Source organism: Pantoea agglomerans NBRC 102470, from assembly GCF_001598475.1.
Taxonomy (GTDB): domain Bacteria; phylum Pseudomonadota; class Gammaproteobacteria; order Enterobacterales; family Enterobacteriaceae; genus Pantoea; species Pantoea agglomerans.
Map to the genome: position 1 here is coordinate 394,546 of NZ_BCZA01000001.1, position 12,773 is coordinate 407,318.

General features: G+C 56.1%; 10 protein-coding genes. 6 read left to right on the forward strand and 4 right to left on the reverse strand.

The features are described 5' to 3' along the window. Nucleotides 1-16: 16 nt before the first annotated feature. From PAG01S_RS01870 to PAG01S_RS01890, 5 genes are all read left to right on the forward strand, one after another. Nucleotides 17-628 carry a DUF2291 family protein gene (locus tag PAG01S_RS01870; protein ID WP_010245779.1) on the forward strand — a complete coding sequence of 204 codons (612 nt, stop codon included), beginning with the start codon at nucleotides 17-19 and terminating at the stop codon, nucleotides 626-628. A 10-nt stretch (nucleotides 629-638) separates the two neighbouring features. Then, a complete protein-coding gene (locus PAG01S_RS01875; RefSeq protein WP_033757441.1) occupies nucleotides 639-2,171 on the forward strand; it encodes a sugar ABC transporter ATP-binding protein in 1,533 nt (510 codons plus the stop codon). A 227-nt stretch (nucleotides 2,172-2,398) separates the two neighbouring features. Then, nucleotides 2,399-3,466, forward strand: coding sequence for an ABC transporter permease (locus tag PAG01S_RS01880; protein WP_010245772.1), 1,068 nt, complete (start codon nucleotides 2,399-2,401; stop codon nucleotides 3,464-3,466). Between the two features lie 11 nt (nucleotides 3,467-3,477). After that, nucleotides 3,478-4,275, forward strand: coding sequence for an SDR family oxidoreductase (locus PAG01S_RS01885; RefSeq protein WP_061901496.1), 798 nt, complete (start codon nucleotides 3,478-3,480; stop codon nucleotides 4,273-4,275). A gap of 173 nt (nucleotides 4,276-4,448) precedes the next feature. Further along, entirely contained in the window at nucleotides 4,449-5,882 is a 1,434-nt protein-coding gene (locus PAG01S_RS01890; RefSeq protein ID WP_170933468.1) for a YchO/YchP family invasin, read from the forward strand. A gap of 269 nt (nucleotides 5,883-6,151) precedes the next feature. On the opposite strand, the gene PAG01S_RS01895 is transcribed toward PAG01S_RS01890, so the two are convergent. The 3 genes from PAG01S_RS01895 to PAG01S_RS01905 all read right to left on the reverse strand — a co-directional run bounded on the left by PAG01S_RS01895 (nucleotide 6,152) and on the right by PAG01S_RS01905 (nucleotide 8,815). Continuing rightward, a complete protein-coding gene (locus tag PAG01S_RS01895; RefSeq protein WP_194709459.1) occupies nucleotides 6,152-6,352 on the reverse strand; it encodes a hypothetical protein in 201 nt (66 codons plus the stop codon). Nucleotides 6,353-6,454: 102 nt separating this feature from the next. Further along, nucleotides 6,455-6,949 carry a MarR family winged helix-turn-helix transcriptional regulator gene (locus PAG01S_RS01900; protein ID WP_062757513.1) on the reverse strand — a complete coding sequence of 165 codons (495 nt, stop codon included), beginning with the start codon at nucleotides 6,947-6,949 and terminating at the stop codon, nucleotides 6,455-6,457. Between the two features lie 321 nt (nucleotides 6,950-7,270). Beyond that, nucleotides 7,271-8,815 (reverse strand): methyl-accepting chemotaxis protein, encoded by a 1,545-nt coding sequence (locus PAG01S_RS01905; protein ID WP_033771601.1) that lies wholly within the window; start codon nucleotides 8,813-8,815, stop codon nucleotides 7,271-7,273. 552 nt (nucleotides 8,816-9,367) lie between these two features. Between PAG01S_RS01905 and PAG01S_RS01910 the strand changes: the two genes are divergently transcribed. Then, on the forward strand, nucleotides 9,368-10,924 hold the full coding sequence (locus tag PAG01S_RS01910; RefSeq protein ID WP_062757515.1) for a putative bifunctional diguanylate cyclase/phosphodiesterase: 1,557 nt from the start codon (nucleotides 9,368-9,370) through the stop codon (nucleotides 10,922-10,924). Between the two features lie 76 nt (nucleotides 10,925-11,000). Here PAG01S_RS01910 and PAG01S_RS01915 read toward each other — a convergent pair whose 3' ends face one another. Then, nucleotides 11,001-12,074 (reverse strand): porin, encoded by a 1,074-nt coding sequence (locus tag PAG01S_RS01915; protein ID WP_062757516.1) that lies wholly within the window; start codon nucleotides 12,072-12,074, stop codon nucleotides 11,001-11,003. Nucleotides 12,075-12,773: the final 699 nt, after the last annotated feature.

A 12,773-nucleotide genomic window follows, 5' to 3' on the forward strand; every position in this document is an offset into this window, starting at 1 on the left:
CGCCAGGGAGAAGATGATGTCCCGAAGAGTCTGGCTGACGCTGGTGGTCTTGCTGTTAAGCGGCTGCAAAATTGTGTCGCAGCAGGAGCTGGCTGCCCTGAAAAATCCCCCCAATCCGAAAATGGCGAACATCGACCAGCTCTGGCAGCAGAAACTGGTGCCACAGGTTCAGGCAGAGGCTAAACCGCTGGCGACGCTGATGAAGTCATTGCAGTCTGCCAAAGACTTTGACAGTGCCTGTCAGAGCTACGGTTATCGCAGTCAGGCTGAGAATCCCTGTGTCTTCAGCGTCTCGGTTAGCGGCGAGGTGACCGCCGTGAATACCACGTCACGCAGCGGAAAGATGACCGTGAAAGATGAATCAGGTGACAGTGTCACAATTCAGGTGGGGCCAATCATTCGTGGCACCGCTTTGCGGGATGTCTACAAAGGCGTGAGCTATCAGGACTTCAATGACCAGGTGCTGTTTGGTGATTACGGCAAGGCGATTAACCAGCACGCCTCCACTCTGATGCAGCAGTTTGCGCCGAAGGTGGGCGATAAAGTGAGGGTTTCCGGCGTGTTCAGCAGCTGGGACATTCCGCAGCAGCTGCCGGATATCACTCCGGCTGCGATCACCCGGCAATAAGGAGCGGCAGATGCAAAATCCTCAACCGCAACAGTCCGGCGACGTGATTATCGAAACGCGCAACGTGTCGCGTCTTTATCCCGGCGTGACCGCGCTCGATCAGGTCAGTTATCGGGTCTACCGCAATAAAGTTAACGTGCTAATCGGTGAGAACGGCGCCGGTAAGTCCACCATGATGAAGATGCTGGCGGGTGTAGAGACGCCGTCGTCGGGCGAGATTCTGCTGGATGGCAAGGTGGTGTCTCTGAACTCCACGCATCAGGCGGAGAAGCAGGGGATCAGCATCATTTTTCAGGAGCTGAATCTGTTTCCCAACATGAACGTGATGGACAACATCTTTATCGCCAATGAGTATTTCCAGCGCGGGGTGATCAATGAAAAGTATCAGTACGCGCTGGCAAAGTCGCTGCTGGAGCGGCTGCAGCTGGATGTCGATCCTTACGCGCCGCTGGGTGAGTTGGGTATTGGTCATCAGCAGCTGGTGGAGATTGCCCGGGCGCTGTCGAAGGATACCCGGGTACTTATCATGGATGAACCGACCAGCGCCCTGAGCCAGTCTGAAGTGAAAGTGCTGTTTAACGTCATCGATCAGCTTAAGCGACGCGGTGTCACCATTATCTACATCTCTCACCGGCTGGAAGAGCTGATGGAGATTGGCGATCACATCACCATTTTCCGCGATGGCCGTTTTATCAGTGAGCGCGAGGTACGGGACGCCAGCGTGCCGTGGATTATCGCCCAGATGGTGGGTGACAAGAAAAAGCAGTTCGACTATCAGCCTGCGCCACAGGGGGAAACGGTGCTGGAGGTAGAGGGCCTGACTGCGCTGCATCAGAACGGCGGTTACAAGCTGAATGACGTCAGTTTTACGCTGCGCAAAGGCGAGGTGATCGGCATTTATGGTCTGCTGGGTGCCGGACGTACCGAGCTGTTTAAGGGGCTGATTGGCCTGATGCCCTGTCAGTCGGGCCGGGTACGTTTAGCGGGCAGGGATCTGGCGAAACGCAGCTTCCAGCAGCGGCTGAAAAGTGGCATAGCGCTGGTGCCCGAAGATCGCAAAGGCGAAGGGGTGATTGAACTGATGTCGGTCACCGCCAACATGACGCTCTCTGACTTCAGCCTGCGCGGTTTTCGACGCGCGCTGGGGCTGTTGAATCCTGCCAGGGAGCAGCAGCGGGTCAGTGAGATGATCGGCCATCTGGCGATTAAAGTCAGCGATCCCGACCTGCCGGTTACGGCGCTGAGCGGCGGTAATCAGCAGAAGGTGGTGCTGGGTAAAGCGCTGATGACCGGGCCGCAGGTGGTGCTGCTGGATGAGCCAACGCGCGGTATCGACGTGGGTGCCAAAACCGACGTCTATCACCTGATTGGCAGTCTGGCACAGCAGGGGCTGGCAGTGATGTTCTCCTCGTCTGAACTGGATGAGGTGATGGCGCTGGCGGACCGCATTTTAGTGATGGCCGATGGCCGGATTACTGCCGATCTGCCGCGCGCAGCGGCGACGCGAGAACATCTGATTGCGGCATCAACCCCGCAGGATTAAGAGCCTGACCCATCAGGCTATTTTATTTGTCCGTCTGAACCTGGGCAGTGGTCACACAGGCTGCTTTAGCAACCTGAACGCCCGTCAGGGCGGCCCTGAAGGGGCGAGCACAGCGAGTAATCCTGACGTACTGCGTGTACGTGCCGGTTGTTCCGCGCTGTCCGTGTCCAGACTGCCTGAAACTATTACGCCTGGCGGGCCAGGCTCTAAGCTGGCCGGAGAATTTCATGAACCAAAAATATCTGCTCTATATGTACCTGCTCAAGGCCCGCACCTTTATTGCGTTGCTGATTGTGGTCGGCTTTTTCAGCGTGATGGTGCCGAACTTTCTTACCCCCTCTAACCTGCTGATCATGACGCAGCACGTGGCGATTACCGGCCTGCTGGCCATTGGTATGACGCTGGTGATCCTGACCGGCGGTATCGATCTCTCGGTGGGTGCGGTCGCCGGGATCTGCGGCATGGTGGCGGGCGCACTGCTCACCAATGGCATCCCGTTGTGGGGCGGCAATACGCTGTTTCTCAACGTGCCTGAAGTGATTCTGGTGGTGGCCATCTTTGGCGTGCTGGTGGGGCTGATTAACGGCACGGTGATCACCCGACTGGGCGTCGCACCCTTTATCTGCACCCTGGGCATGATGTATGTGGCGCGCGGTGCGGCGTTGCTGTTCAACGACGGCGGCACCTACGCCAACCTGGTGGGAGTGCCCGCGCTGGGCAACACCGGCTTTTCGCTGCTCGGCTCCGGCACCGTACTGGGCGTTTATCTGCCAATCTGGCTGATGCTCGGCTTTTTACTGCTCGGCCTCTACCTGACGCGCAAAACCCCGCTGGGTCGTTATATCTACGCCATTGGCGGCAATGAGTCCGCCGCGCGACTGGCGGGTGTGCCGATTATCAAGGTGAAAGTCTTTGTCTACGCCTTTTCCGGCCTCTGCGCGGGACTCGTCGGGCTGGTGGTGGCCTCTCAGTTGCAGACCGCGCACCCGATGACCGGCAACATGTTTGAGATGGATGCCATTGGTGCCACCGTGCTGGGCGGCACGGCGCTGGCGGGTGGACGTGGCCGGGTTTCCGGCTCGATTATTGGCGCTTTCGTTATCGTCTTCCTGGCGGATGGCATGGTGATGATGGGCGTCAGCGATTTCTGGCAGATGGTGATCAAAGGTCTGGTGATTGTGACTGCGGTAGTCATCGACCAGTTCCAGCAACGTCTGCAAAGCAAAGTGGTGCTGCTGCGTCGCCATGAAAAAAAGCAGCAGGCAGCCCCCCTTACTGATGTTCGTCACAGTTAACAGGAGCGATTATGAGCCGCGAACAACGTGGAAAAACAGTGGTGATAACCGGTGCCTGTCGTGGCATCGGGGCCGGGATCGCGGCGCGTTTCGCCCGCGACGGGGCCAGGCTGGTGATGGTGTCGAATGCTGACCGGGTGTTCGCTACAGCCGACCAGCTTCAGCAGCAGTATGGCAGTGAGATTCTGGCGCTGCAGGTCGATATCACGAATGAAGCTGCGGTGCAGCAGCTCTATCAGCAGGCCTTTGAACGCTTTGGTCAGATCGACGTATCGATACAGAATGCGGGCGTGATCACCATCGACCGCTTCGACACCATGCCGAAAAGCGACTTTGAGCGGATTCTGGCGGTTAACACCACCGGCGTCTGGCTTTGCTGCCGTGAAGCGGCGAAATATATGGTGCAGCAGCGCAGCGGCAGCCTGATCAACACCTCATCGGGGCAGGGACGACAGGGCTTTATCTACACGCCGCACTACGCCGCCAGCAAAATGGGGGTGATAGGCATTACCCAGAGTCTGGCGCTGGAGCTGGCGCCGTGGAACATTACGGTCAACGCTTTTTGCCCTGGCATCATTGAGAGTGAGATGTGGGATTACAACGATCGCGTCTGGGGCGAGATCCTCAGCAGCGAGGAGAAAACCTACGGTAAAGGGGAGCTGATGGCGGAGTGGGTGAAAAACATTCCGCTGAAGCGTGCCGGTCAGCCGGAAGATGTCGCCGGACTGGTGGCGTTTCTGGCATCAGAGGATGCGCGCTACATCACCGGGCAGACCATCAATGTGGATGGCGGGTTGATCTTCTCCTGATGCGGTGAGAGATCGCAGGCCTGCTGTAAACGCAGGCCTTTTTCTGACCCGGACTTTTCTGTTATATGCACAATTCGCCGCTGCTGTCCTGCATCGCCGTCACAATATGTTAAGGTAATAGCTGATGATTTTTGTTTAATTGCAGCTACGAACTAATCAATGTGCCGGGTGACATGATACGGAAAACAGGGGTTCTCTCTTTGATTGCGCTGTCGCTGACTGCCACGCAGAGCGCCCGCGCCTTTCAGACTGAAACAGCGGTGTCAGAAACGCCATTCGACAATCCTGCGCGCTACAGCCAGTCGCTGCCGACGCTCGGCGGTGCCAGCGATCAGGATGAAGAGTGGAGCAAAAAGCTGGCGGCGGTGGCCAAGAGTATCGGTGAAGCGAGTAACAACAGCGACAGCAATGTCACGTTTGGTCAGCAGGCGGGCGTCTGGGCGTTCAATCATCTGCGCGATGAAGTGGCCGATCGGGTTGAGAGCGAAGGGCAGTCACTGCTTTCCCCTTACGGCACCGCGCAGCTGGATCTGAAAGTCGACATGAACGGAAACTTCACCGGCACCGGCGGCGATCTCTTCAGCGCCCTGGCCGACGAAAACAGCCGGCTCACCTTCAGCCAGCTTGGGCTGCACGATACCGGCGATGGCCTGGTTGGCAACGCGGGACTGGGACAACGCTGGGATGCCGGTGACTGGCTGCTGGGTTACAACGGCTTTGTTGACCGCGTGTTCAGCAGCGGCCTGCAACGCGCCTCTGTGGGCACGGAAGCGTGGAGCGATTCAATGCGCTTCTCGGCCAACTACTATCAGCCGCTTTCCGGCTGGAAAAATCTGGGCGATTCGCAGCAGCAGCGCATGGCGCGCGGCTACGATATTACGAGCCAGAGCTATCTGCCCTTTTATCGTCAGCTGGGCGTTTCGGTGAGCTATCAGCAATATCTGGGTGAGAATGTCGATCTGTTTAACAGCGGCAACCGCTATCACAATCCCTCCGCCATGTCGTTTGGCCTCTCTTACACTCCCGTGCCGCTGGTGACGCTGTCCGCTACCCATAAAACCAGCAGTGCCGGTGAGAGTCAGGATCAGCTGGGGCTGAAACTCAACTATCGCTTTGGCGTGGCGCTGCGACGTCAGCTCGATGCCGGAAACGTCGCTGAGGCGCACTCCCTGCGCGGCAGCCGTTACGATACCGTCACCCGCAGCGATACGCCGGTGCTCGCTTTCCGTCAGCGCAAAACGCTGTCCGTGTTTCTGGCAACCCCGCCCTGGCAGTTAAGCAGTGGCGAGAGTCTGCCGCTGAAGCTGCAGGTGCGCGCCAGCAATGCTATCAAGGCGGTAAGCTGGCAGGGCGATACGCAGGCGCTGAGCCTGACACCTCCGGCCAATAACGCCGATCCGCAGGGCTGGAGTGTGATCTTACCGCAGTGGGATCCGTCGCCAGACGCCAGCAACGAATATCGCCTGTCGGTAACACTGGAGGATAGCAAGCAGCAGCGTGTGACCTCTAACTGGATCACCCTGAAAATTCAGCCACCGATGACCATAGACGAGGCCCCGCAGAACGATCGCTATGATTTGATGGCACCTGGGGGCACCACACTGTAGCAGGAATGCTGTGCTGCACAGAAAGGATAGGAGAGTTAATAGCGGCGGTGATGTGCAGACGCTGTTGTTAACGTCTGCAGGCCCGACAGCGGTTACTGGCAGAGATAAGTTGTCGGGATGACGAAGGCGCGGCAGAGTGACATCACTATTGATCCTGAAATGAGAGCGGGAACCACTGGGTGAAAGCAGGAACGACGCTGCGCAGCGGGCAGGGTATTGATATTAAGAAGGCGCGGGCAGCGCCGCCGTTTAGCACAGCGGCCCGGTTATCAGTTAACCATGCTCATCACAATACGCACCGCTCTGGCGTAGACCTCTCGCTGACCGTTTACCGACCGTGCCTGCTGATGCTGCAGGAATGCAATTATGTCCTGTAAGCCTGCCGTCTTGCCTGACTTCAGCAGGCTCGACACGGCCTGCCCTACAACGGCATGGACGTCAGCCATATCTGCCGGTTTATCGGTACTCAATAGAAACTCCAGCGCAACCGTTCTGTTGAATAGCACCTGAAGAGGCAACACTCAGGCGATTCAGCTTTATCAGCCTGGTCACAGGTTTTTTATAAGCCCGCATCATGGCAGGGCCTTAAGCAGCTTTTCACGCAGCGTTGCCACCTGGGTTGTCAGCTCACCAAGTTCACTACAGGCGGTATCCATCACCGAGATCATATCAGCCGGGACGTCAGCCGCCGCGACTTTAAGCTGGTGGCCCTGTTCTGTCAGGGAGATCAGTACCCGGCGCTCATCATTTCCCGTGTCACGCTGGCGGCAGATAATGCCCGCGCTTTCAAGCCGCTTCAGAAGCTGGCTGAGCGTGCCGGAATCAAGCCGGACGCGTGCACCAATATCAGAGACGGTCAGGCGATCTTTCTCCCACAGCACCAGCAGCACCAGATATTGCGGATAGGTGAGTCCCAGCGGTTTTAACCGCGACTGATAGAGCTTTGTCATGGCAAGTGAGGCGGAATAGAGCGCAAAGCAGAGAAACTGGTCGATAGTTTCAGGCGCTGCACTGGCGGGAGGCGTATCGGAGATCCCCGCGGGTTCGTCATTCATATCTTTACTCATTCTGAGTCCGGGGTGGGACAGCCAGACCCCAGGCTGTTGGTCAGCCGTGAAGTCTCGCGAATAGTATCTCGGGGAGATGTTGATTTCGGCAGCATCTCTTTCTGGTGTAAGACACCAGACTTTTAAGCGCTATCGCAGCGGGAGAAAAAGCCTTTAGCTGCGTCGCCGATTGAAAGTCGGCACAGTATTGAGTCAAATTAAATTGAAGTCAACATAACCGGTCGCAACCCTTGCGCACAACGTGCGCCGGGTGCAACGCAGCTAAGATCGGCAGGACAATTTCAGCATTTAACCCAGGCTGAAGCCGCCCGCCGATACGGCTTATACGGTGAAGGTCTCTACCATGCCGCGCAGGTCGCGCGCCTGGGCCAGCAGTGACTGCGATGCAGAAGAGGACTCTTCCACCAGCGCGGCGTTATTCTGCGTGACGCCATCCATCTGACTCACCGCAATACTGACCTGGGAGATGCCCTGCATCTGTTCACCGGAGGAGAGGGAGAGGTTGTCCATAGCATCGGCCAGTTCACCGACGCGGCTGACAATCTTCAGGATGCGCTCACCCGTTCCGGCCGCTACGGTTACGCCATCCTCGACCTGCGTCACGGCCTGCTCAATCAGCTGCTTGATGTCGCGTGCTGCGGTGGCGCTGCGCTGGGCCAGCGAGCGGACTTCACCCGCGACCACGGCAAATCCGCGGCCCTCTTCACCAGCGCGCGCGGCTTCTACGGCGGCGTTGAGCGCCAGAATATTGGTCTGGAAAGCAATGCCTTCAATCACCGACGTAATATCGCGTACCCGAACGGCACTCAGCGAAATGTCATGCATGGTTTCTGACAGGCGCTGGACATCTGCTTCGCCCGCCTGGGCCAGGGTGGCGGCCTCGCGCGCTGAACCGGCAGTCTGCTGCGCGCCCGCGGCGTTGCTTTTTACCGTGGCGGTGAGCTGCTCCATGCTGGCGGCCGTTTCCTGCAACGCAGCAGCCTGCTGCTCGGTACGGGATGAAAGCTCAGTATTGCCCTGCGAAATCTCATCGGCCGCCAGCGCCACCGAGGCGGATGCCCCTTTGATCTGCGTAACCAGTTCGCGCAGGTTGGTCTGCATGCCGCTGAGCGACGCAAGCAGGCTGGTGCTGTCGCCACGGCGCAGCGTGACCGGCGAGGTGAGATCACCGGCGGCAATCGCAGCAGCCAGCGTCTGAGCCTGCACCGGTTCGCCGCCCAGCTGGCGCATCAGTATCCGCACAATAAACGCGCAGGTGACGACGGCAGCCAGCACGGAGAGCACCGCCAGGATGATCAGTATCCAGGTGGTGCGGGCGATAGCGATGCCGTTATCCACTACCGCATCCCGGCTGCTGCGCATCTCAAGCTCCGTCAGATCGTTTATCGCCTTCAGCAGGCTTTGCTGAGCCGGACGCGCCACCTTTAACAGATAGTCGGTGACCTCCTGCTGACGATTTTCCATCCCCAGTTTCCCGGCGGTCATCAGCGTGGAGAGAGCGGCCTCTTCAGTGGACTCGATTCTGCTCATCGCCTCCCGTCCTGCCTGTCCGGGGTCGGTCTGCATCATGCCTGAGAGTACTTCGCGGTTGCTGATATAAAGCGCGCGCTGTTTTTGCAGACGTTCCCATTCTGGCTTCATGGCAACGGGATCGGTCAGCAGAGCAAGGTTACGCACCGCGATTGCCATATCCCGCACGCCACCACGCATATCCAGCACCGTCTGGTACTTTTTCAAACGGACATTAACCACCTCATCCATACCATCGCGAGCGCTATCCAGCGCGTGAATCGCGGTGCCGGTACAGATAATAAACAGCAGAATAAGCAAGCCAAAACCTGCGCTAAGGCGCGTTGAAATTTTCATCTCTCGTTCCGAAAGAGTTCATTGGGTAAACCGGTATCGGCAGGCGAGAGAACTTCTGGAGAGTTACGTTTAACTAAATTGTTCGCTATTTAATTTAAGGAAATTAAAAACTGCATGTATACCCACCTCGTTATGCCACAAAAATCGTAACGGAATTGATAACGAAAACCCGGCCAATATGCTGATAAATCGCTTTTTATCGTCTGGCGAGTGTGCGCCTTTTCGCGCTGTTCAGCGGCGCGATACGCCAGCAGCGTAACCGGTTAAAAACACCGGAGTGCACAAATTTAACCGGACGGGCCTGTTAATCTGGCTGCTGCTGCCGATAGAACACTATTCGACATTGATGACGTAACCGACACGCATCGGGCTCCGCAGAACGTCTGCCTCACTGCCGTAAGGCGGGTGAGAACGTGCGAATGCGATGAGTAAAAATAGCGGAGGGGTGATAATTGTCGGCAGCTTAGCAGACATTGTATGAGAAGTACGCCCCGGTTTTTTACTGAAAATTAAAACAAAACTCTGACACTTTCCATCACCGGGAACTAACGCATGCGCCTGAAACTTTTCTGGCTCGCAATGCTGAATATTGCGACCATCATTTTACTCTCCACGCTGTGGGAATTCGGGCTCGAGGCGTGGATCTCCAGCCTGCTGGGCCTGAGCTATGATCCCGATTTTGAAACCAGTGAGCGGCTGCGGTTTATCCTGACCTCCACCTCGTTTGCCGGACTGGCAATGATTATTCCGGCGCTGCTTATCGCGGGTCTGATCCGCAACACGCTGCGTGCGGAAAAAAATGCGCTCAGGCTGGCCGGAACTGATGCGCTGACGGGAGTCATGAACCGCCGATCGTTCACTGCACACATTGCTGCGCTTGATGCCGACGGGACGCCCTACACCCTGACGCTGCTCGACATCAATGACTTTAAGAATATCAATGACCTGAACGGTCATCGTCAGGGCGACGCCACGCTGGTCGCGCTGGCCAATCTGCTGATCGCTTCGGCGGGTACCGGGAGTCAGGTGTTTCGCATCGGTGGGGATGAATTTGCCATTGTTGCCCAGGCTTCACAGGCAGATCAGGCGCTGGCCGCCGCCGAAAGCTTCTGCCAGCATGCGGCATCCATCCGGACCGGTCCGCACACCTTCCTGAGCCTTTCAGCAGGCATCGCCAGCTCATCCTGCACGGGTCAGGCCGATGTCGTGCGGGCGGCGGATCTGGCGCTGTACGAGGCGAAGCAGGATAAGTGCGCCTGTCTGGCACGATTCTCCCCGGACATGGAGCTGCGCTTTCGCCAGCGGGAAAGGCTGGAGCAGGAGGTTGTTGCCGCCGTTAGCGGACATGCCATCGTTCCCTTTCTGCAGCCGCTGGTTTCACTGCGCACCGGTAACATTACCGGCTTTGAGATACTGGCGCGCTGGATCACTGCATCTGGTCAGACGGTTTCACCTGCAGAGTTTCTGCCAGTGGTGGAGCGGCTGGGGTTGATGGACAGCATGACAGTGGCGCTGCTGCAGGATGCTGTCAGTGCAACCCGGGCATGGCCAGCCGGGCTCTGCCTGTCGCTGAACATTACCCCGGAGCAGTTGCTGAGACCGTCGCTGACCAGCTGTTTGTCCAGCATTATGCAGCATGCCGGGCCGGTAATGCTGGAACTTGAAATCACCGAACAGAATGTCATGGCCATTTCTGACGATGCCCGCCAGGCGATCCGTCTGCTGAAAGAGGCCGGTATCGGAGTGGTGCTGGATGATTTTGGCACCGGCTACTCCAACCTGTCGGTTTTGCTGGGGCTGGGTATTACCAAAATCAAAATTGACCAGACGTTTATCGCCGGAATCGTGACCGGATCTGAGCAGCGAAAAGTGGTGGAAACGCTGCTGGCACTCTGTCAGGGGCTTAATGTGATCATTACTGCTGAGGGCATTGAGGATGTCGCCACGCTGAGGTGGCTGAGAAAGCGCGGCTGTGATTATGGTCAGGGATATCTCTTCAGCCGTCCGGTTCCTGCCGGGCAGGCCACCACGTTGCTGGCGTCCGCTAACGTGGAGGAATTGATGCAGGAAGAGGCGATGGCCGTTAGCTTAGTCAGGTCGCTGGGCTGAAAGCGCGCAACACTCTCTGTGGCCGGGATTAAAACAATAAACGGGCCCGGCGGTCAGAGCCGGGCCCGCTGTCACATCAGAACTGGTAAATCAGACCCAGGGCTGTGATGTCGTCGGTCGGCAGGCGAAGCGGATTGTTATCTTTCAACAGGTTGATGCGGTATTCACCATAGACCGACATGTTCTTGTTGAAGTAGTAAGTGGCACCCACGGCGGTGTATTTAATGATGTCGGCATCGCCGATATTCTCAATTTCCTTGCCTTTGGATGAGACGTAACCCACGGACGGACGGAAGCCGTTCAGGAACTGATACTGCGCCACGGCTTCAAAGTTCTGCGCTTTGTTAGCGAAACCGCCAGTAATTGGCGTGGCGTTCAGAGTTTCACCGTACATGGCAGCCAGATAGACCTGGTTCGCATCATATTTCACCGAGGTCGCCCAGTGCTGGGCTTTTTCGCCTTCTCCGCGTGCGGCAGCATTCTGCGCCGTTGTGCGTTCCAGGCTGGCAAACGCGCCGGCAAAGCTCAGGCCGAAATCGAAGTCATAGGAAGCGGAGAGGGCGAAGCCGTCGCCGTTGGAACGACGCACGCCGTCAATGTTACTGCTGCGATCGTTTTTGCCCTGATACTGCGCGGCAAGGTTTAAGCCGTCGACCAGACCAAAGAAATTGCTGTTACGCCAGGTCAGTACACCGGTTGAGCGGCCAGAGAGAAAGGCGTCGGTATAACCGGAGTCGCCGCCGAAGAACGGCAGCATATCGGTATAACTCAGCACGTCATAGACCAGGCCGTAGTTACGTCCGTAATCCAGCGAACCTGCCTCGCCAAACTTCAGGCCAGCATAGCCCAGACGGGTACGGTTGGTGGCCTGGGCGTCACTGCCCTCGGAGTTATGCAGACTGTACTGATACTGCCAGAAACCGTAGCCGGTAAGCTGGTCAGTAATCTTTGTCTCGCCTTTAAAGCCAAAGCGGGCATAAGAGGAGGTATCACCATCGTTGTTGTTATCGTCAGAAAAGAGGTGTGACACGTTAATCTTGCCGACCAGATCCAGCTTATTGCCATCCTTGTTATAAACTTCTGCGGCCTGCGCGGAGGAGAGACCGATCAGTAACGGCATGACAGCCGCCAGTAAAGTGCGCTTCATCATTTAATTATTACCCTGTATTCATTAATTATTATTCCCCTGATATGGGGTGAAAAGAAAATGACACAAAAAGGTAAAACTACAAAGTGCAATAAAAGTAACAAAATGTGATGTCTATATTCAGTTGATGGATAACAGCGAGGAACAGAAGATTAAATTGTAAAGTAATAAGATTTTCTTCTAATAAGTAATCATGAGCTATCTGATGTTATATCTCTATTTATCAATGGTTTATGTTTATATGTAGTGGTCTTAAATGGGCTTTTTTTGTACACTTTTAAATCAATATAACCCCTGATTTAATTATGGGTGATTATCCGCTAAGAATAGCCTTATAAGGCTTTTATCCTAACCATTAGTCTGCGTATTAATATTTGTTCATCTTTATAGAATATTCTTTCTGGCCCGATAATCACCTCCGGAATAATAGTCAGAGTTGCTGATTAAATATTGATCATCCTGTTTATAAAATAGCCTGATAAAGATACGCAGATTAATGTGTCTGCAGGGGGAAATGAAAAACTTTTGTTAAATAAAGCCAGGGTGTTCTGACATTTCCGGGCGAGTTCCCCGCGTAATCGCTGCACCAGCGCGAGGCAAACTGCGCTAAAACAGGGCAGTGGAGGGGCTTTTCTGGAGAGATAATTTATCAGCGATCACAAAAGCGATATTTCATCCCGTGAATGCATAATTCTGCTGTTT